Genomic DNA, 18937 nt, shown 5'->3' with positions numbered 1-18937 from the left:
ACCGAGTCCCCTCGGCGGTCGCCGCGGCTCAGGCGCCGACGACGGCTCGGACGTACCGGAGGCAGTCGTCGTGCAGGGCGGACCACGGGTCGCCGAACACCTTGTCGGAGGCGGCGTCCACCGACCGGTGTTCGTGCACCACGGCCCGGAAGAAGTCGAGCACCCGCTGCTCGCCGTACCGGTCGACCAGGTGGCGGACGGCCAGGTAGCCGATGCCGTAGGCGCCGCCGACCCGGTCGTCGGCCGCGTCGTCGGCGGGGGCGAGCGAGTCGAGCCGGCCGTTCCACCCGCCGTGGACGAGTTTGCGCACCTCGGCCAGGCCGTCGTAGCGGCCCACCGGCTGACCGTCCGCGCCGGCGTACTCGGCCAGGCCCTCCACCAGCCACCAGCTCGACCGGTCCGAGTAGCCCCGGTCGGGCAACGACGCGGCATGGGTCAGCTCGTGCCGGAGCAGGTCGTCGACCCCGGTCGGCGACAGGCTCTGCGCATTCAGCACCACGTCGTGGCGCCCGCCGCCGACGCCGACGGCGTAGCCCGCCGTCCACTTCGGGCGGCCGCCGCCGTACCAGCGCTGCCACTCGGCCCGCCCGGCGTAGAAGACCAGGTAGCGGTCCGGCGGCAGGCCGGTCACCGCGTACAGGTCGGCCACCTTGGCGGCGGCCTCGGCCTGGGCGAGCAGGCCGGGCAGCCTGGCCCGGAGCGCCGGCGTGGTGGCCACGACGGTCCGCTTCCCCACCGCCACCGCCAGGTCGCTGACCTCCCACGGTCGGGCGCCGGCCGGCTTCGCCCCGGACTCCTCGACGGCGACCAGCCGGGGCTCCTCCCCCGCCAGCCGCCACCGGGTGCCGGTCGCCACGGTGCCCGGGGTGCAGCCCGGCACCACGAAGCAGTAGCCGAACCTGACCGGCAGTCGCCACTCCCCCGGCCGCCCGTCGACGGCCGTCGGCAGAGCTTCGGCCGCTGGTCGCCACACCGTCACCCGCAGCGCCCGCAACGCGGCGTACCGGCGAATGAGGGCGGGGCGGGCGGCCGGATCGGCGACGGCGAGGAAGCCGGCCCGGTCGCCGCCGAGCAGCGCGGCGGCCTGTCGGTCGAGCTGGGCGGTCATCCGCTGGCCGAGACGACGCGCGGCCGGGTCGTCGGTCGGGCCGGCGGCGGGACGCCCGGCCGCGTCGCCCACCAGGCCGAGCTGGAGTACGCCGGGAACACCGCACGCCACCAGCACCAGGACCAGGACCAGGGTGATCGCGATCCAGAGCCGCCGGCGTCGGCCGCGCGGCGGCACGGGCGGGGTCGCCTCCGCGTGCTCGCTGTCCGCTGCGGGCGCCGGTGCGGGGTGGTCGGCATCGGTCGGCGGCGGGGCGGCGGGCTCCTCGGCGCCCACGGTCGCGGTGGCGCGCTGCTCCCCGCCGCGCACCGCCGGGCCCGGGGGCCGCTCGTCACCGTCGGTCACCGGCGAAGGGTACGACCCGCCGGGCTTTCGGGCCAGCGCCCACCCGCACGTCGGGTCAGACCGGGTCGCCGGCGAGGGTGAGGAGGGCCTTGTCCACGGCCCAGAGGGCCACCAGCAGGATCCCGGGCACCGGTCGCCCGGCCAGCGCGAGGAGCAGCCCGCCGGTGACGAAGCAGGCGGCCTGGGCGGTGAGCTTGGCCGGCGCGGGCAGCGGCACGCTGGCCTTCGGCGAGCAGAACAGGCCCCACACGACGGCGATCAGCAGCGGTGCGCCGAGCCCGGCGAGCAGGCGTACCGGCCACCCGGCGTCGAGGGTGAACCCCCACCAGCCGGCGGCGACGAGCAGCGCCAGCTCCAGCAGGAAGATGACGCCCAGCAGTGCGGCCTTCATCAGGACCTCCAGTCCCGGTACGCGGTGTCCAGCGCGGCCACCATCTGGTCGAAGGAGCGGTCGATGTCCCGGGGCAGCCCGAACCCGCCGGCTGCCTCGAGGCTGATGAAACCGTGGACCGCGGCACGGAACATCCGGGTGGCGTCGACGGCCGCGTCGCCGTCGAGGCCGTACCCCCGCAGGATCGCGTAGATCGCGCCGACGGCCCGGTCGCCGGCGGCGAGGTGCTCGGGGTCCCCGAGGTCGGGAACCCGCTGGGTGGCCGGGTAGCGGCCGGGGTGCCGGCGGGCGTAGTCGCGGAATGCCGCGGCGACCGCCCGGAGCGCGTCGCCGCCGGCCCGGCCCGCGGCGGCGGCGGTCAGCTCGTCGGCGACCTCGGCAGTGGCCAGCGCGGCGAGCTTCTGGTGCAGCGCGTCCACGCCCTTGACGTGCTTGTAGAGGCTGGGCAGCGCGACCCCGAGCCGGCCGGCGAGGGCGGCCAGGGTGAGCCGGTCGTAGCCGACCTCGTCGGCGAGCACGGCCGCCTCCCGGACGACGGTCCGCGGGGTCAGGCCGGCCCTAGGCACGAGCGGTCGCTGCCAGGAACTCCACCAGGTCAGCGGCGGTGGCGTCGGGCTGGTCGGCGTGCGGGTAGTGGCCGGAGTCGGCGATCATGCGCGCCTCGGCGGTGGCGAAGAGCCGCCGAGCGGCCCGCGCCTCGGCGCCCGGGTCCTTGAAGTCCGGGTCCTTCGTACCCATCAGCACCAGCACCGGCTGCCGGACGTTCCGCGCCCGCGCGGTCCAGTGCGGGTCGACCGGCTCGATCACGCCGCGCACCGCGGCCATCCGGCCGCGCAGCTTGGCGACCATCTCCTTGCGGTACGCGGCGTCGTCGGCCGGCCGCCCGCACGGGAAGAGCGTGCGGTGGAACATCCCGAACAGCCGGGGGCTGCGCAGCACGGCCGCCTGGGCCAGCCGCATCACCGGGTTCGGCTTGGGCTGGGCGACGAACGGGCTGACCTGCACGATCCCGCTGACCAGCTCGGGTGCCTCGGCGGCGGCGAAGACGACCGCGGCGCCGCTGGACGAGCTGCCGACCAGGGTGGCCGGGCCGCCGCCGAGCGCCCGGACCACGGCGAGCAGATCCGCGCCGACCTCGGCCGGCGCGTACGTGGGCCAGTGCGGGCTGGAGTCGCCGTGGCCGCGTACGTCGACCGAGGCCACCCGGTAGCCGGCCGCCACCAGCCGGGGCACCAGGTGCCGGAAGGCCGCCCGGTTCTCCCCCATGCCGTGCGAGAGGACCACGAGCGCGCCGTCCCCCTGCACCTCGTACGCGATGGTTCCGCCGTCCCGCGACACCTGGCTAATCGTCATAGCTACAAAGCTAATGCCATTAGCTTTCGCCGTCAAGGGTTGACCTCAAGCCGAGTGGAGGTCGCAGGATGCTGCGCATGCCACTGTCCGCAGACACCCACGTCCGCCTCGCCCGCCCCAGCCGCGACCTGGCCGTCGCCGAACGCTTCTGGGCCGAGGGCCTGGGTCTGGAGGTGCTCTACCGGGGCGAGGCCGACGGGCCCGGCGAGCACGACCTGGTGATGCTCGGCTGGCCGGGCGCGGCCTGGCACCTGGAACTCGTCGGCGGGGAGCAGCTGACCGGCGCGCCGAGCCCGACCGAGGAGGACCTGTTCGTGCTCTACCTGGACGGGCCGGTCGACGACGGTCTGCTCGACAGACTGGAACGGGCCGGCGGGACCAGGGTCTCCGCCGGCCCGTACTGGGACCGCTGGGGGATGACGTTCGCCGACCCGGACGGCTACCGCCTGGTGCTCTGCACCCGGGCCTGGTCGAACGCCTGAGTCACTTCTTGGAGACCAGCGCGCGGCCGAAGAACATCAGGTTGGCCGGACGCTCGGCGAGGCGCCGCATCAGGTAGCCGTACCACTCGTCGCCGTAGGGGACGTAGGTACGCACCATGTAGCCCTCGCCGACGAGCCGCTTCTGCTCCTCCGGGCGGATGCCGTACAGCATCTGGAACTCGAACCGGTCTGGGCTGCGGTCGAACCAGCGGGCCCGGTCCTCGCCGATGGCGATCAGCCGCGGGTCGTGGGTGGCCAGCATCGGGTAGCCGTCCCCGGCCATCAGCACGTTCAGGCAGCGCACGTACGACTTGTCCACCTCGCGGGCGGACTGGTACGCCACCGACTCGGGCTCCTTGTACGCGCCCTTGCAGAGCCGCACCCGGGACCCGACGCCGGACAGCTCCCGGCAGTCCGACTCGGTACGCCGCAGGTACGCCTGGAGCACCGCGCCGGTCGACGGGTAGTCCTTGCGCAGCTTGGCGAGGATGTCCAGCGTCGAGTCGGTGGTGGTGTGGTCCTCCATGTCCAGGGTGACCGTGGTGCCCGCCGCGTCGGCCGCCGCGCAGATCGCCCGCGCGTTGTCGTACGCGAGCTGCTCGTCGAACATCTGCCCGAGCGCGGAGAGCTTCACGCTCACCTCGGCCGCCGGGGTGAGCTCGGCGGCGGAGAGCAGCCGCAGCAGCTTGAGGTACTCGTCCCGGGTGGCGTTGGCCTGCTCGGGGGTGGTGGTGTCCTCGCCCAAGTAGTCGAGGGTGACCGCTTGGCCGTCGACGACGAGTGCGCGGGTCGCGCGCAGCGCGTCGTCGGTGCCGGCGCCGGCGACGAACCGGCGGACGACGTCCCGGGTGAACGGGGCCGTCGCGACGAGCCGCTCGACCTGGGATGACCGGGAGGCGGCGAGGATGACGGAACGGAGCATGAGCCGAGCGTAACGCCCACCCGTGGGCCCGCGCCGGGGGGCGGCGGCCAACGTCACGCAGCGTTCCGGCCGGGGCGCGAGGCTGGCGCCGGTCAGCTACAACGATCATGTGGAACGACGCCCCCGACGCCGGCTCCGGTCGGCCACCGTCCAGCTCGGCACGCTGACCGTCCTGGCACTCACCCTCTCCGGCTGCAACATGACCGACGACGATGACGACTGCGCCCTCGGCCCGGCCGGGGGTGGCGGGGACACCGTCGCGCTGGCCCTGCGGGTCCCCGCGGCGGCCGGCGGCCGGGACACCCCCGCCCCGGTCGCCGCCGCGCTGCCCGACCGCGGCGGCTTCGGCACCCACCTCGCCTCCTGCGGCGGCTGACGTGCGGCGCGAGGCGAGCACCCCGCGCGCCGAGTGGGACGCCACCATCCGCGCGCAGGGCCTGGTGTACGTCGACACCGAGCTGCCCGACGGCGGGATCATGTCGTACTGGGACGAGACCGCCGCGTACGCCTTCGAGCTGGACGAGGTGCTCCGACTGGAGGAGGCGACCGAGGAGCTGCACCGGATGTCGGTGGTCGCCGCCGAGCACGTGGTGGCCCGCAACCGGTACGCCGAGTTCGGCATCCCGGCCTGGGCGGCCGAGGCGGTCGCCCGATCGCTGCGGGAGGGGCCGCCGACCCTCTACGGCCGCTTCGACCTCTGGTACGACGGCAGCTGGCCGCCCAAGCTGCTGGAGTACAACGCCGACACCCCGACCGCGCTGGTCGAGGCGAGCATCGTGCAGTGGTACTGGCTGGAGCGCACCCGGCCCGACGCGGACCAGTGGAACAGCCTGCATGAGCGGCTGGTCGGGGCGTGGGCCAAGATCGGCGCCGGCCTGCACGACCCGCGGGTGCACGTGGCCTGGTCCGACGAGGAGGAGTCGGGCGAGGACCAGATCACCGCGGGCTACCTGGCCGAGACCGCCCGCCAGGCCGGGCTGGACGTCACACTCCTGCCGATCCAGCGGATCGGCTGGGACGGGCGACGCTTCGTCGACGCCGACGACCGGCCGATCACCACCTGCTTCAAGCTCTATCCCTGGGAGTGGATGCTGGCCGAGCCGTACGGGCCGCCCGCGCTGGAGCCGGGCACCCCGACCGCCTGGATCGAGCCGGCCTGGAAGCTGCTGCTGTCGAACAAGGCGCTGCTCGCGGTGCTCTGGGAGCTGTACCCGGGCCACGAGTACCTGCTGCCGGCATACCTGGACTCGCCGGGCGGGATGACCGAGTACGTGGCCAAGCCGCTGCTCGGCCGGGAGGGCGGTTCGGTCCGCATCGTCACCTCCGGCACCGAGATCACCAACCCGGGGATCTACGGCGACGAGGGCTTCTGCTACCAGGAGTTCCGGGCATTGCCCGAGTTCACCGGGAACCGGATGGTGCTGGGGAGCTGGATCGTCGACGGCGAGTCGGCCGGCGCCGGCGTACGCGAAAGCGAGAGCCTCATCACGGACGGTTACGCGCGGTTCCTGCCCCACTACATCGATGCGCCGCGAACCCCGTGAGTCGTCTACCGTTGTGTCGTGAACTTCGACGCGTACGCCCGGACCGGGGTTGATCTCGTCAACGCCCGGCTGGACGACCTCGACGACCTGCGGGCCCTCTTCCCCGACGACAACGCGTGGATGCGCGACGAGGTCGCGGAGCGGGACCTGGCGATCTTCCGGCGGGCGCAGAAGCGCCTGCGCGACGTCTTCGAATTCGGCACCTCGGGCCGGGACACCGAGGCGGTGGCGGAGCTGAACACGCTGCTGGAGGCGTTCCCGGTGCAGCCGCGCATCTCCGGCCACGACTCCAGCGACTGGCACATGCACGTGACCAGCCGGGGCGCCTCGGTCAGCTCGGAATACCTGGCCGGCGCGGTCTGGGGCCTGTCGGTCTGGCTCTGCGAGTACGGCAGCGCCCGGTTCGGCGTCTGCGCCGACGAGCGCTGCGGAAACGTCTACCTGGACACGTCGTCGAACTGCTGCCGGCGGTTCTGCTCGGAGCGCTGCGCGACCCGCTCCCACGTGGCCGCGCACCGGGCGCGCAAGCGGGCGGCCGTCGGCGAGCAGGTGGCGGTGCCCGCGCAGGCGGCCGAAACCCTCACCCCGGTCAGCTGACCCGGTCGACGCCCGACAACGGTCAGGCGTCGACCGGGGAGGGGGCGGTGAGGTTGGCGCGGGCGAATTCGAGCGCCTCGCGCAGGTCGGCCTCGCGCACGGCGCGGCTCTTCGCGCCCCGGGTGGTCACCTCCACCGCGACCGAGCCGGTGAACCCGCGGCCGGCCAGCGAGCGGAGCAGCTCCGCGCAGGGTTGGCCGCCGCGCCCGGGCACCAGGTGCTCATCACGTCCCTCGCCGGTGCCGTCGCCCAGGTGCACGTGGGCCAGCCCGGCGCCCATCCGGTCCGCCATCGCCAGCGCGTCGGTGTGCGACGCGGCACAGTGCGACAGGTCCAGGGTGTACGAGGCGTAGCCGGTGTCGGTCGGGTCCCAGCCCGGGACGTACGGGACGAACTGCCGCCCGGCCATCCGCACGGGGTACATGTTCTCCACCGCGAAGCGCAGCCCGCCGAACTGCCCGGCGATCTTGTCGAGCCCCTCGGCGAAGTTGCGGGCGTAGTCGCGCTGCCAGGTGAACGGTGGGTGCACCACGACGGTGGGCGCTTCGAGGGTCTCGGCCAGCTCGGCGGCCTTGCGCAGCCGCTCCCACGGGTCGGGGCTCCACACCCGCTGGGTGACCAGCAGGCAGGGCGCGTGCACCGAGAGGACCGGGACGCCGTAGTGGTCGGCCAGGCCGCGCAGCGCGCCCGGGTCCTGGCTCACCACGTCGGTCCAGACCATCACCTCGACGCCGTCGTAGCCCAGCGCCCCGGCGAGCTGGAACGCCGCCGCGGTCCGCTCAGGGAAGACCGAGGAACTGGACAGGAGCACCGGGACGTGGGAAGTCACGTCCCTCAGGGTAGCCGCCCCCGTCGCCCGACATCGGGACGAGCAGCCGCAAAGCGGCCATACCAGCCGGCCGGGGTCACATCGGCGCCAGCTGATCCAGCCGGCGGAGGATGACCCCCTCCCGTAGCGCCCACGGGCAGATGTCCAGGCAGTCGACGTCGAGCCGGCGCATCACCATCTCGGCCACCACCGCCCCGGCGAGGAGCTGGTGGGCCCGCTGCGCGCTGACCCCCTCCAGCTCAGGCAGCTGGGCCGGCGGGATGTGCCGGATGAACCCGAGCACCTGCCGCAGCCCGGTCCGGGTCAGACTGCGCCGGGCCCACAGCCCGGCGCCGGAGGGGGCCGCGCCGGCCAGCCGGGCCAGCATCCGGAACGTCTTCGAGGTGGCCACGGGGCGTTCCCAGCCGACCTCGGTGAGCTGCTTGAGCACCGGGTCGAGCTGGGCGTCGACGTACTCCCGGAGCTCCTCCACGGCCTCGGGAGCCGGCCGCACGGCGCCGGACGGGTCGACCCGAAGCCGCTCCCGGCTCAACCGCCCGGCGCCCAGCGGCAGCGAGATCGCCACGTCCGGGTCCTCGTCGATGCCGGCGGCCAGCTCCAGCGAGCCGCCGCCGATGTCCATCACCAGCAGCCGGCCGGCGGACCAGCCGAACCACCGCCGCACCGCCAGGAAGGTCATCCGCGCCTCGTCCGCGCCGGAGAGCACCTCCAGGCGTACGGCGGTCTCGTCGCGGACCCGCGCCAGCACCTCGCCGGCGTTGGTGGCCTCGCGGACCGCGCTGGTGGCGAAGGCCAACAGGTCGTCCGCCCCCAGCCCGTCCGCCGCTGCCCGGGCCATGCCGACGGCCTTGACCAGCCCGTCCGCGCCAGCGTCGGTGAGTGCGCCGCCCGGGCCGATCTGCTCGGCCAGCCGCAGCACCACCTTCTCCGAGTGCGCCGGCCAGGGGTGGGCGCCGTGGTGGGCGTCGACCACCAGCAGGTGCACCGTGTTGGAACCGACGTCGAGGACACCCAGTCGCATGCTGTCGACCCTAGGGCCAACACGTTTCGTCGGCTCGCCGGCCGGCTCGGGTCACCGCGCGTACGCTGGTCCGGGTGACAGGGCAGATCGAGCTTCACGTGCTGGTGGACGACCCCGACGACCCGCGCAGCCGGGAGGTGGGGCTGGACTTCCCGCGGGAGTGGATCGAGTTCGTCGACCCGGCCGACGAGAAGCACGTCGTCCGGGCGGACCTGACCTGGCTGCTCTCCCGGTGGACCTGCATCTTCGGCAAGGGCTGCCACGGCATCATCGCCGGCCGGGCCGCGGACGGCTGCTGCTCGCACGGGGCGTTCTTCACCGACTCCGACGACGAGAAGCGGGTCAGGGCGGCGGTCCGGAAGCTCACCCCGGAGACCTGGCAGCACTTCCGCCGGGGCTTCAAGAACTGGACCGAGAACGACACGATCGACGGGAAGAACCCGGCCCGGCGTACGGCCACCCGGGACGTCGACGCGCCGTGCGTCTTCCTCAACGACGCCGATTTCCCCGGCGGGGGCGGCTGCGCGCTGCACGCCCAGGCGCTGCGGGACGGGGTGCATCCGCTGGAGTACAAGCCGGACGTCTGCTGGCAGCTGCCGATCCGCCGGGACCAGGACTGGCACAAGCGGCCGGACAACACCAAGGTGCTGATCTCCACGCTCGGCGAGTTCGACCGGCGGGGCTGGGGCGCGGGCGGGCACGACCTGGACTGGTGGTGCACGTCCTCCACCGACGCACACGTCGGCGCCGAGTCGATGTACGTCTCGTACGGCCCGGAGCTGACCGCGCTGATCGGCGCCCCCGCGTACGCCAAGCTGGCCGAACTCTGCGCCGCCCGGCTCCGCCAGGGCCAGGTCGCCCCGCACCCGGCCAGCGAGGGCTAGTCCTGCCCGGCGACGGGCCGGACCACGATCCCGTCGTCGTCGCTGTACACCTCGGCGCCGGGCGTGAAGACGCAGTCGCCGAACGACACCGGCACGTCCCGCTCGCCGGCGCCGGTCTTGGCGCTCTTGCGCGGGTTGGTGCCGAGCGCCTTGATGCCGATCTGGAGGGTGGCCAGGGCGGCGACGTCGCGCACCGCGCCGTTGATGACCACGCCCGCCCAGCCGTTCTGCGCCGCCGTGCCGGCGATGAGGTCGCCCATCAGGGCGGTGTGCAGGGAGCCGGCGCCGTCCACCACCAGGACCCGGCCCTCCCCGGGCTCCGAGACGATCGACTTGACCAGGGCGTTGTCCTCGAAGCAGCGCACCGTGACGGCCGGTCCGCCGAAGGCCCGGATCGCGCCGAACTGACGCAGCTGCGTGTCGCACGAGCCGAGGGCGTCGCCGTACCGGTCGTAGCGGTCGGCGGTGGTGGGCGTCTCCATGGCGTCCTTCTCTCACTCAGGGGTTCGGATCTCACTCAGGGGTTCGGATTGGCGGGCGGTGAGCGGTGCAGGCGGGTGGCGGCCACGGCTGCCGCGCCGAGGCCGGCGGCCGTGCAGGCGAGGACGCCGGCGGCTCCGGCGCCCGCCGCGAGCACCCCGGCGGCGCTGGGGATGAGCACCTGACCGAGCCGGTTGCCGGTGAGCCGCAGCGACATCGCCCGGCCACGCAGCCCGGGCGGGGCCACCTCGGCCAGGAACGACATGGTCAGCAGCTGGCCCGCACCGAGTCCGAGCCCGGCGAGAGTCACCACCAGGATCAGCATCGGGAACGGCAGCGGGGGCAGCAGCAGGCCCAGCCCGACGGCGGAGAGGGTGACGGTGCCGACCAGCAGCGCCCGCCGGCCGACCGCAGCGACCAGCCGGCCGAGCAGCAGCCGGGACGCCATCGAGGCGACCGCGCGGACGCCGAGCAGGACGCCGATCGAGCCGGCGGCGATGCCGCGCTCCGTTCCGAGGGCGGGCAGGTAGACCAGGCTGATGTCCACCGCCGCCAGGACGACGCAGCTGACCGTGAGGGCACGGACCAGGCCGGGCTGACGCAGCAGGTCGCGCATCCCGCCGGTGCCGGGCCCGTCGGCGGCCTCCCGGTGGTGCCCGGACGGGCGCAGGAACAGGGCGACGACCAGCAGCGGCACCGCCACCGCGGTGGCGCCGAGGAAGATGGCCCGGGTGTCCGGGATGGGGCGGTCTCCACCGAAGAGAATGATGAGGCCGGGGCCGAGCGCCTGTCCCAGCGAGGCCGCGAAGGTGTAGTAGCCGAACGCGGCGTCGTACCGGTGGGCCGGGGTGCGGTTGGCGACCAGCGCCTGCTGGGCCACCACCGCGCAGAGGTGCGCGGTGCCGAGCGCCATGCTGGCCACCACCAGGCCGGCCACCGAGTCGGCGAACAGCACGAAGCCGAGGCCGGCCGCGGCGAGCAGAGCCGATCCGGCGAGCGCGATCCGGCGCTCGCCGAACCGGTCCACCGCGTGTCCGGAGGGGACGGCCAGCACCAGCGGTACGACGGCGAAGCTGGCCCCGAGCACGCCCAGCCACGCTCCCGGCACGTCCAGCTCGAGCGCCCGGTACGCGGACGCCGGCCGAAGCATGAAGGTGACCGCCTGCACCACGATCGTGTGCGCGAGCAGCAGCGCGGTCTGGGCGCGCCCGGGGACCGTGTAGTCCCCGGGCGCCACTCAGTCGGCCTTCACCGCGAGGACCGGGCAGGGCACCCGGAGCAGGATCTCCTGGGCGTTCGACCCCATGATCAGCTTCCCGACCGGGGTACGGTGCCGGATGCCGATCACGACCAGCGACACGTCCTCGGCCTCGACGATCTCCTCGATCTCCTCGACCGCGTCCCGCCCTCGCATGAGCTGCCGCACGTCGTGCGGCACCCCCGCGGCGACCAGCTCGCGGACCACCCGGTCCAGGTCGGCCTCTTGGGCGAGGCGCGGGTCGGCGTACGCGTCGCCGCGCGAGGTGTTCAGCACCAACACCGGCTCGTTGCGGAACCGGGCCTGCTCGATCGCCGCGTGCAGGTCCGCCTCGCCCAGGGCCGAGGGCACGTAACCCACCAGCACGGTCATCCGGTCACCAACCTTCCTCGCAGCGGCCGGACCACGAACCGACCGATCAGCGGCCAGAGGAGCACCACCAGGATGGCGGCGTAGATCACCCAGGACACCCAGCCACCGATCAGGCCGTGCAGCTCGCCGCCGGAGAGCTGCAGCGCCCGTCGGCCGTGCAGCTCGGCACGCGGGCCGAGGATGATGCCGACGATCAGCGGCAGGATCGGCAGGCCGAAGCGACGCATGCCGAAGCCGAGCAGGCCGAGGATGAGTAGCAGGAACAGGTCGAACGACTGGGCGTTGACCGCGTACGCGCCCATCGAGGCGAAGAAGATGATCCCGGCGTAGAGGTACGGGCGCGGGATCCGCAGCAGCCGGGCCCAGGCCGGGGCGAGCGGCAGGTTGAGCACCAGCAGCAGCAGGTTGCCGATGAAGAGGCTCGCGATCAGCGTCCAGACCAGCGTGGACTCCTGCTCGAAGAGCAACGGCCCGGGCTGGATGCCGAACTGTTCGAAGGCGGCCAGCATCACCGCGGCGGTGGCGTTGGTGGGCAGGCCGAGCGCCAGCATCGGCACCAGGGTGCCGGCGGCCGAGGCGTTGTTGGCCGCCTCCGGCCCGGCGACGCCCTCGATCGCGCCCTTGCCGAACTCCGCCTTGTGCTTGGAGAGCTTCTTCTCGGTGATGTACGACAGGAAGGTCGGGATCTCCGCCCCACCCGCCGGCACCGCGCCGAACGGGAACCCGAACGCGGTGCCGCGCAGCCAGGGCTTCCAGGACCGCTTCCAGTCCTCCCGGCCCATCCACGGCTGGCCGACCGGGATCACCTCACCGGACTTGCGGCGCAGGTGGGCGGCGATCCAGAGCGCCTCGCCCATGGCGAAGATGCCGACCGCCACCACGACCACGTCGATGCCGTCGATGAGCTGCGGGATCCCGAAGGTGAGCCGCTGCTGACCGGTCTGATCGACCCCGATCACGCCGATGATCAGGCCGAGCAGCAGCGAGGCGAAGCCGCGTACCCGGGACGCGCCGAGCACCGCGGTGACCGCCACGAACGCGAGCAGCATCACCGCGAGGTACTCGGGCGAGCCGAGACTGACCGCGAACTTCACCACCGGCGGGGCGACCAGCACCAGCAGCAGCGTGGCGATGGTGCCGGCGACGAACGAGCCGATCGCGGCGGTGGCCAGAGCCTGTGCGGCGCGGCCCGCCTTCGCCATCTTGTTGCCCTCGATCGCGGTCACCACTGAGGACGACTCGCCGGGGGTGTTGAGCAGGATCGAGGTGGTCGAGCCGCCGTACATGCCGCCGTAGAAGATGCCGCAGAACATGATGAGCGCCGAGGTCGGCCCCATGCTGTAGGCGACCGGCAGCAGCAGCGCCACCGTCATCGCCGGGCCGATGCCGGGCAGGACGCCGACTGCGGTGCCGATGGTCACGCCGAGCAGCGCGATCAGCAGGTTCATCGGGGTCAGCACATGGCCGAACCCGTCGAGCAGATTGCCCAGGTTTTCCATTACAGGATCCCTTGCAGTACGCCGGCGGGCAGGCTGACACCGAGCCCGATGGCGAAGGCGTAGAACGTGATCAGCGACAGCGCGACGGAGATCAGCAGGTTCCGGAAGTAGTGGCGGTTGCCGAGCGCGTACGCCGAACCCCAGAAGAGGATCGTCCCGCTGATCACCCAGCCGAGCCGGTCGATGAGCACAGCGTTGACCAGGAACGCCCCGATCAGCAGCAGCACGGTCCGCCAGTCGATCCGGGTGCTCAGGTCGACGTCCTCGCCGGCCTCCGCCTCACCGGCGCCGCCGCGGGCCACGTCCACCGCGTAGATCGCGGCGACGATGAGCAGCAGCACGCCGAGCAGGATCGGCACCGGCTTCGGGCCGATCGGGTCCGCGCTGTTGATCGCCTGCCCGATGCGCGTCGTCGCGTCGAAGATGACCAGCCCGCCGACGAGGGCCAGGAAGACGCACATCCCGTACTGCGCCCGGTCCCGCTTGGGCGCTGGGCTCTCCGCCGCCAGCCCGTCACCGTCCGGCGCGTCGCCTGCGGGAGGTGCCGCCGATCCGGCGGGCTGCCCCGCCGGATCGGCGGCCGGCGGGTCCGCGACCGGGGCGGGCGCGGGGGGCAAGCCGCCCGTCTCCCGGTCCGGCGGCGCCGCCTGGTCCGGCACGATTGATGCGGCCGGCCGGGGCGGCTGGTCGCCGCCCCGGTCCGGTCGGGTCGTCCTGTCGGTCATGCCAACCCGAGCTGCTTGAGGATGTCGGCAACCGCCTTGTCCTGCTCGGTCAGGAAGGTGCCGAACTCGTCACCGGTGACGAAGGCGTCGGTCCAGCCGCGCTTGGCCAGCTCGGCCTTCCACTCGGCGGAGTCGTGCATCTTCGTCAGCACGTCGATCCACACCTTCTTGTCGGCGTCGCTGATCCCGGGCGGCGCGACGATGCCGCGCCAGTTGGTGAAGACCAGATCGATGCCGGACGCCTTGAGGGTCGGCACGTCCTTGAGCACCTCGATCGGCGCCTCGCTGGTCACCGCGAGGACCCGGATCTGGCCGGCCTCGACCTGCTTGAGGAACTCGCCGAAGCCGCTGGCGCCGAAGGCCACCTTGCCGCCGAGCAGGGCCGGCAGCAGCTCGCCGCCGCCGTCGTACGAGACGAAGTTGACCTGCTTGGGGTCGATGCCCACGGTCTTGGCGAGCTGCATGGGCAGCAGGTGGTCCGGGCCGCCGGGGGACGAGCCGCCGCCGACCGCGATCTTCTTGGGGTCGGCCTTCCAGGCCGCGATCAGGTCGTTGATGTTCTTGTACGGGGAGTCCTTCGGCACCACGATGGCGCCGGCTTCCTCGATCATCTTGGCCAGCGGGGTGGTCTGGGTCAGCGTCGCCGCCGACTTCGAGGTGTAGGAGGCACCGACCACGCCCAGCCCCATCTGCATGGCGAGCTTGCCGTTGCCCTTCTCGTTCACGGTCCGCTGGAGGCCGACCGTGCCGCCCGCGCCGGGCAGGTTGAACACCTGCACGCCGGTGGCGATCTTGGCGTCCTCCATCACCTTCGCGGCGGTGCGGGCCGTGGTGTCGTACCCGCCGCCGGGGGTGTTCGGGACCATGATCCGCAGTCCGGTGACCGGCTTGCCGTCGTTGGCGGAGCCGGCCCCGTTCTTGTCGGCGGTGGCACCGCAGGCCGCGAGGGCGAGCGCCGTCGCGGCGGCCACGCCCATGACCAGCACGTTTCTCCGAGTTGCCATCATGTTTCTCTTCCGTTTCGAATGAGTCCGGCGGCAAGATGGTGGCTCCCGGGCAGGTCCCCTGTCTGCGTTGTGTCACCATCGGAAGTTGAGGTCTTTGTGGTCGCGGTCACGTCCCGGCGGCGTACGCTCGCCGGGCAGCTGCTCGTCCTCCAGCTCGCGATCATCGTCGTGGTGCTGGTGGCGGTCGCGGCTGTCTCGCTGGCCCAGTCGGCGGCCACCTTCAACCGCGTCGAGGGGCGTCGGGTCGCCGCGCTCGGCGAGGAGCTCGCCAGCAGCCCGCTGCTGCGCGACCAGCTCAACCAGCCCGCGCCCACAGAGGCGATCGCCCCGCTGCTGCAGAGCACCCTGAACAGGTCCGGGGTGACCGCCGTGATCGTGGCGAACGACCGGGGCCGGGTGGTCAGCTCAACGGACCCGACGCTGGTCGGCAGCCCGGTGGTGCTCGGCGACCCACAGGTGGCACAGGGGCGGAGCTGGTTCGGCGAGCTGGAGGTCGGCGGCACCCGACAGTTGGTGGCCCAGGTGCCGGTGCTCGGGGACCGGAAGGGGGAGAACCTCGGGCGGTACCTGGGCGTGGTGGTCGTCGGCGAGACGGCGCCGACCTGGTCGGAGCGGCTGGTCGGGGCCTCCTCCTATCTGTTCACCTACCTGGGCATCGCCTGCGGCCTCGGCGTGGTCGGGTCGTGGCTGTTGGCCCGGCGGATCAAACGGCAGACCCTCGGCCTGGAGCCGCGCGAGATCGCCGGGCTGGCCGAGCACCGGGAGGCGCTGCTGCACGGCATCGCCGAGGGGGTGATCGCGCTGGACCCGCAGCACCGGATCACCCTGGTCAACGGGGTCGGCCGGCGGCTGCTCGACCTGCCCGAACACTGCCTCGGCCGCAGCCTCGCCGAGCTGCGGATCAACGGCCGGCTGCGGGACGTCCTGGCCGGCGCCGGCGGCCCGGAAGCCCGGGACCAGGTGGTGGTCCGGGGCGGCCGGGTGCTGGTGATGAACCGGATGACGATCCGCAAGGACGGGCGCCGGCTCGGTTCCGTCACCACGCTGCGGGACCGGACCGAGCTGGCCCGGCTGGAGCAGGAGATCGGCGGGTTCCGCAGCACCACCGAGCTGCTCCGGGCGCAGACCCACGAGTTCGCCAACCAGCTGCACACCATCTCCGGGCTGATCCAGATCGGCGAGCACGACGAGGTGGTCCGGTACGTCGACGCGCTGAGCCGGCACCGCGCCTCGCTGGACCTCACGATCACCAGCCGGATCCACGACACCGCGGTGGCGGCGCTGGTGATGGCGAAGTCAGCGGTCGCCGCCGAGCGCCGGGTGGAGCTGCGGATCTCCGAGCGGACCGGACTGGACCGGCTGCCGCCCGAGCTGGCGGCGGACGTCTCCACCGTGCTGGGCAACCTGGTCGACAACGCGGTCGAGGCGGTGGGCGGGGAGTCGTCCGACCGCCCCGCCTGGGTGGAGGTCGAGCTGCGCCAGGATGCCTCCTCGGTGGAGATCGTCGTCCGCGACTCCGGTCCCGGGGTGGCGCCGGAGCTGGCCCAGGAGGTGTTCACCCACGGCTTCACCACCAAGGCGGCCCACAGCGGCGAACGGGGCATCGGCCTGGCGCTCACCCGGCTGGTCTGCCATCGTCGCGGCGGCGAGGTCGCGGTGACGAACACCGAGGAGGGCGCGATGTTCTCCGCGCGGATGTCGGTGCCGCCGAACGTGCTGCAGGAGGCGCGATGATCGACGTACTGGTCGTCGACGACGACTTCATGGTGGCCCGGATCCACCGCGGTTTCGTCGAGCGGATCGACGGCTTCCGGGTGGTCGGCACCGCCAGCACCGGCGAGCAGGCCGTGGCCGCGGTGGGCGAACTCCGCCCCGACCTGGTCCTGCTCGACCTCTACCTGCCGGACATGTTCGGCCTGGACGTGGTGACCCGGATCCGGGCCGCCCGGCACGACTGCGACGTGCTGGTGATCAGCGCCGCCCGGGAGGCCGAGGCGGTCCGCCGGGCGGTCCGCTACGGCGCGGTCAACTACCTGCTCAAGCCGTTCGGCTTCGACGAGCTGCGCACCCGGCTGGAGCAGTACGCCACCCGCCGGGCCGCGCTGCGCGCGGCGGTCGTCGCCGACCAGGCGGACGTCGACCGGGTGCTCTCCCGCAGCGGCTCGGTGGCCACCGCCCCGGCGCTGCCCCGGGGCCTCAGCCCGGAGACCGCCGAGCTGGTGGAACGCGCCCTGCGCGAGCACGAGGGAAACCTGTCGGCCAGCGAGTGCGCCGACCGGGTCGGCATATCCCGGGTCAGCGCCCGCCGTTACCTGGAGCACTACGCCGGCACCGGCCGGGCGGAGGTGACCCTGAAGTACGGCGCGGCCGGCCGCCCCGAACGCCGCTACGCCTGGGTGGCCTGACGCCCGCCGAGCGCGGCGTCGACCAGAGCGCGGGCGGAACGCTTGGCCGCCTCGGCCACCGCGGGGTCGCCGTCGAGCACCCCGCTGGCCAGGCCGCCGTCGAGCAGCAGGGTGAGCTGGCGGGCCAGCAGCTCGGGCTCGGCCGCCCCGGCCCGCCGGGCCAGGTCGGTCACCCAGGCCCGGACCACGTTCTTGTGCTCGACCGTACGGGCGTGCACCGGGCTGCCGGCGGGTGACTCGGCGGCGGTGTTGATGAACGCGCAGCCGTGGTACCCCTCCCGGCGGCAGGCCCCGCTCAACGCGTCGAACATGCCGACGAGTTGCTCGCGCGGGTCGTCACCGGCGTCCCGGGCCGCGGCGCGCAGCGCCCCGAACCACGCCTGGTCGACCTTGTCCAGGTACGCCAGCACCAGGTCGTCCTTGCTCGGGAAGTGCTTGTAGAGGGTGGCCTTGGCGACCCCCGACTCGGCGATCACCGTGTCCACCCCGACCCCGCGCGGCCCGTACGCGTAGAAGAGCCGGAACGCGGTGTCCAGGATGCGCTCCCGGGCGGAGCCGGCGGGGGTACGCGGCGCGGGCATCGGGTCTGTCCTCCCTCGGTCGGTCCGATCGAGTCTACAGACCCGTCGGTCCACCTCCTTCTGCACAGCGAGGCGGCGCTCAGGCCGGCAGCAGACCGTGCAGTAGACAGACCTGTCTGTTAGTCTCACTTCACCGAGCGCGGGGCACCGGCGTCGCGCGACCATCGGAGGACGGAATCGACATGCGCATCGCAGTACTGGGCACCGGCATGGTCGGCCGGACGATCGCCGCGCGGGCGGCCGAGCTGGGTCACGAGGTCGTCGTCGGCACCCGGGACGTCGCGGCCACGCAGTCCGGGGACTGGGCCGAGTGGGCGGCGACCCATCCGCAGGTCGACCTGGCCGGCTACGCCGAGGCCGCCACCGACGCGGAACTGGTGGTGAACGCGACCAGTGGCGACGGCTCCCTGCCCGCGCTCACCGCAGCCGGCGAGGAGAACCTGGCCGGCAAGGTCCTGCTCGACATCGCCAACCCGCTCGACTTCAGCAGGGGCTTGCCGCCCACCCTGTCGGTGCTCAACGACGACTCGCTGGGCGAACGGATCCAGCGGGCGTTCCCGCGCACCCGGGTGGTCAAGGCACTGAACACGCTCACCGCCGACCTGATGGCGTACCCCCGGCAGCTCGCCGACGGCGACCACAGCGTCTTCGTCTCCGGCGACGACGCGGACGCCAAGAAGGTGGTCACCGAGCTGCTGACCAGCTTCGGCCACACCGACGTGATCGACCTGGGCGACATCACCACCGCCCGCGGCACCGAGATGCTGCTGCCGGTCTGGCTGCGTCTCTACGGCCGGCTCGGCACCGCCGTTTTCAACTTCAAGATCGTTCGCTGACCCGCCCCGTCGAGGCGAAAACGCCGCTGGCCGGCACCCCTGTCTCGGGGTGCCGGCCAGCGGCGTGTGTCTTGCGTGTGGGTCAGTTGTTCCAGTGCTGGGCGACGAGGTCGGCGGCCTGCTGCTCCCACTGGGCGTAGGCGTCCGGGTAGGCCGACACCTGCACCGTCTGGGCGGCCTGGGTCAGCGGCATGTCCTGCCACCCGTCGACCTGCTTCAACCCCTTCTCGAAGGCGAGGGTCGAGTACTCGGGGTTGGTGATCTGCTCCGGAGTACCCCAACCACTGGAGGGGCGCTG

Annotated in this window: 22 protein-coding genes and 1 pseudogene; 8 read left to right on the top strand and 15 right to left on the bottom strand. The window is 73.1% G+C overall.

The window, feature by feature from the left end; all coding sequences use genetic code 11:
- Positions 1 to 28 precede the first annotated feature (28 nt).
- From ACFYOS_RS29485 to ACFYOS_RS29470, 4 genes are read right to left on the bottom strand one after another with little or no spacing between them, the layout of a single operon-like run.
- Positions 29 to 1453, bottom strand: a complete 1425-nt coding sequence (locus ACFYOS_RS29485; RefSeq protein ID WP_387148524.1) for a hypothetical protein — start codon at positions 1451 to 1453, stop codon at positions 29 to 31.
- Between the two features lie 55 nt (positions 1454 to 1508).
- The gene (locus ACFYOS_RS29480; RefSeq protein WP_387148522.1) at positions 1509 to 1844 is read right to left on the bottom strand and encodes a YrdB family protein; all 336 of its coding nucleotides are present in this window, start codon (positions 1842 to 1844) and stop codon (positions 1509 to 1511) included.
- A complete protein-coding gene (locus tag ACFYOS_RS29475) occupies positions 1844 to 2410 on the bottom strand; it encodes a TetR/AcrR family transcriptional regulator (protein ID WP_387148520.1) in 567 nt (188 codons plus the stop codon). The genes ACFYOS_RS29480 and ACFYOS_RS29475 overlap by 1 nt, the downstream gene beginning before the upstream one ends.
- A complete protein-coding gene (locus ACFYOS_RS29470; protein ID WP_387148517.1) occupies positions 2403 to 3197 on the bottom strand; it encodes an alpha/beta fold hydrolase in 795 nt (264 codons plus the stop codon). Before ACFYOS_RS29470 ends, ACFYOS_RS29475 begins: the two co-directional genes overlap by 8 nt.
- Positions 3198 to 3274: 77 nt before the next feature.
- Between ACFYOS_RS29470 and ACFYOS_RS29465 the strand changes: the two genes are divergently transcribed.
- A complete protein-coding gene (locus ACFYOS_RS29465; RefSeq protein WP_387148515.1) occupies positions 3275 to 3679 on the top strand; it encodes a VOC family protein in 405 nt (134 codons plus the stop codon).
- Position 3680: 1 nt separating this feature from the next.
- Here ACFYOS_RS29465 and ACFYOS_RS29460 read toward each other — a convergent pair whose 3' ends face one another.
- Positions 3681 to 4601: a proline dehydrogenase family protein gene (locus tag ACFYOS_RS29460; protein ID WP_387148513.1), complete on the bottom strand. Its 921-nt coding sequence runs from the start codon at positions 4599 to 4601 to the stop codon at positions 3681 to 3683.
- A gap of 22 nt (positions 4602 to 4623) precedes the next feature.
- Here ACFYOS_RS29460 and ACFYOS_RS29455 point away from each other — a divergent pair, with 22 nt between their 5' ends.
- The 3 genes from ACFYOS_RS29455 to ACFYOS_RS29445 are packed head-to-tail and all read left to right on the top strand — an operon-like array spanning position 4624 to position 6742.
- Positions 4624 to 4977 (top strand): hypothetical protein, encoded by a 354-nt coding sequence (locus ACFYOS_RS29455; protein ID WP_387148511.1) that lies wholly within the window; start codon positions 4624 to 4626, stop codon positions 4975 to 4977.
- Between the two features lies 1 nt (position 4978).
- Positions 4979 to 6145, top strand: a complete 1167-nt coding sequence (locus tag ACFYOS_RS29450) for a glutathionylspermidine synthase family protein (RefSeq protein WP_387148509.1) — start codon at positions 4979 to 4981, stop codon at positions 6143 to 6145.
- Positions 6146 to 6163: 18 nt separating this feature from the next.
- On the top strand, positions 6164 to 6742 hold the full coding sequence (locus ACFYOS_RS29445) for a CGNR zinc finger domain-containing protein (protein WP_387148507.1): 579 nt from the start codon (positions 6164 to 6166) through the stop codon (positions 6740 to 6742).
- 22 nt (positions 6743 to 6764) lie between these two features.
- Here ACFYOS_RS29445 and ACFYOS_RS29440 read toward each other — a convergent pair whose 3' ends face one another.
- Positions 6765 to 7571, bottom strand: a complete 807-nt coding sequence (locus ACFYOS_RS29440; RefSeq protein ID WP_387148505.1) for a sugar phosphate isomerase/epimerase family protein — start codon at positions 7569 to 7571, stop codon at positions 6765 to 6767.
- Positions 7572 to 7647: 76 nt separating this feature from the next.
- The gene (locus ACFYOS_RS29435) at positions 7648 to 8592 is read right to left on the bottom strand and encodes a Ppx/GppA phosphatase family protein (RefSeq protein WP_387148503.1); all 945 of its coding nucleotides are present in this window, start codon (positions 8590 to 8592) and stop codon (positions 7648 to 7650) included.
- A 74-nt stretch (positions 8593 to 8666) separates the two neighbouring features.
- On the opposite strand from ACFYOS_RS29435, the gene ACFYOS_RS29430 reads away from it, so the two are divergent.
- Positions 8667 to 9476, top strand: coding sequence for a hypothetical protein (locus ACFYOS_RS29430; RefSeq protein WP_387148501.1), 810 nt, complete (start codon positions 8667 to 8669; stop codon positions 9474 to 9476).
- Here the strand turns inward: ACFYOS_RS29430 and rraA are convergent.
- The 6 genes from rraA to ACFYOS_RS29400 are packed head-to-tail and all read right to left on the bottom strand — an operon-like array spanning position 9473 to position 14814.
- Entirely contained in the window at positions 9473 to 9958 is a 486-nt protein-coding gene (gene rraA / locus ACFYOS_RS29425; RefSeq protein ID WP_387148499.1) for a ribonuclease E activity regulator RraA, read from the bottom strand. The genes ACFYOS_RS29430 and rraA overlap by 4 nt on opposite strands.
- Before the next feature lie 35 nt (positions 9959 to 9993).
- Complete coding sequence (locus tag ACFYOS_RS29420; protein WP_387148497.1) at positions 9994 to 11193, bottom strand: MFS transporter; 1200 nt, start codon at positions 11191 to 11193, stop codon at positions 9994 to 9996.
- The gene (locus tag ACFYOS_RS29415; protein WP_387148495.1) at positions 11194 to 11586 is read right to left on the bottom strand and encodes a universal stress protein; all 393 of its coding nucleotides are present in this window, start codon (positions 11584 to 11586) and stop codon (positions 11194 to 11196) included. It lies immediately after the preceding gene.
- Complete coding sequence (locus ACFYOS_RS29410) at positions 11583 to 13085, bottom strand: tripartite tricarboxylate transporter permease (protein ID WP_387148494.1); 1503 nt, start codon at positions 13083 to 13085, stop codon at positions 11583 to 11585. The genes ACFYOS_RS29415 and ACFYOS_RS29410 overlap by 4 nt, the downstream gene beginning before the upstream one ends.
- Positions 13085 to 13810 carry a tripartite tricarboxylate transporter TctB family protein gene (locus tag ACFYOS_RS29405; protein ID WP_387148492.1) on the bottom strand — a complete coding sequence of 242 codons (726 nt, stop codon included), beginning with the start codon at positions 13808 to 13810 and terminating at the stop codon, positions 13085 to 13087. The genes ACFYOS_RS29410 and ACFYOS_RS29405 overlap by 1 nt, the downstream gene beginning before the upstream one ends.
- The gene (locus ACFYOS_RS29400) at positions 13807 to 14814 is read right to left on the bottom strand and encodes a Bug family tripartite tricarboxylate transporter substrate binding protein (RefSeq protein WP_387148490.1); all 1008 of its coding nucleotides are present in this window, start codon (positions 14812 to 14814) and stop codon (positions 13807 to 13809) included. Before ACFYOS_RS29400 ends, ACFYOS_RS29405 begins: the two co-directional genes overlap by 4 nt.
- A 99-nt stretch (positions 14815 to 14913) precedes the next feature.
- Between ACFYOS_RS29400 and ACFYOS_RS29395 the strand changes: the two genes are divergently transcribed.
- Both ACFYOS_RS29395 and ACFYOS_RS29390 read left to right on the top strand, forming a co-directional pair.
- A complete protein-coding gene (locus ACFYOS_RS29395; RefSeq protein WP_387148488.1) occupies positions 14914 to 16551 on the top strand; it encodes an ATP-binding protein in 1638 nt (545 codons plus the stop codon).
- Entirely contained in the window at positions 16548 to 17222 is a 675-nt protein-coding gene (locus tag ACFYOS_RS29390) for a response regulator (protein ID WP_387148486.1), read from the top strand. The genes ACFYOS_RS29395 and ACFYOS_RS29390 overlap by 4 nt, the downstream gene beginning before the upstream one ends.
- Here the strand turns inward: ACFYOS_RS29390 and ACFYOS_RS29385 are convergent.
- Entirely contained in the window at positions 17204 to 17803 is a 600-nt protein-coding gene (locus ACFYOS_RS29385; protein ID WP_387148484.1) for a TetR/AcrR family transcriptional regulator, read from the bottom strand. The genes ACFYOS_RS29390 and ACFYOS_RS29385 overlap by 19 nt on opposite strands.
- Before the next feature lie 182 nt (positions 17804 to 17985).
- On the opposite strand from ACFYOS_RS29385, the gene ACFYOS_RS29380 reads away from it, so the two are divergent.
- Positions 17986 to 18639, top strand: a complete 654-nt coding sequence (locus tag ACFYOS_RS29380) for an NADPH-dependent F420 reductase (protein ID WP_387148482.1) — start codon at positions 17986 to 17988, stop codon at positions 18637 to 18639.
- An 82-nt stretch (positions 18640 to 18721) separates the two neighbouring features.
- Here the strand turns inward: ACFYOS_RS29380 and ACFYOS_RS29375 are convergent.
- Positions 18722 to 18937 (bottom strand): annotated as a pseudogene (locus ACFYOS_RS29375) (hypothetical protein); the annotation flags it as partial.

This window comes from Micromonospora sp. NPDC005806 (assembly GCF_042871425.1).
Classification (GTDB): domain Bacteria; phylum Actinomycetota; class Actinomycetes; order Mycobacteriales; family Micromonosporaceae; genus Micromonospora.
The sequence above is the reverse complement of the archived record's forward strand: the minus strand, read 5'-3'. Positions and strand labels throughout refer to the sequence as shown.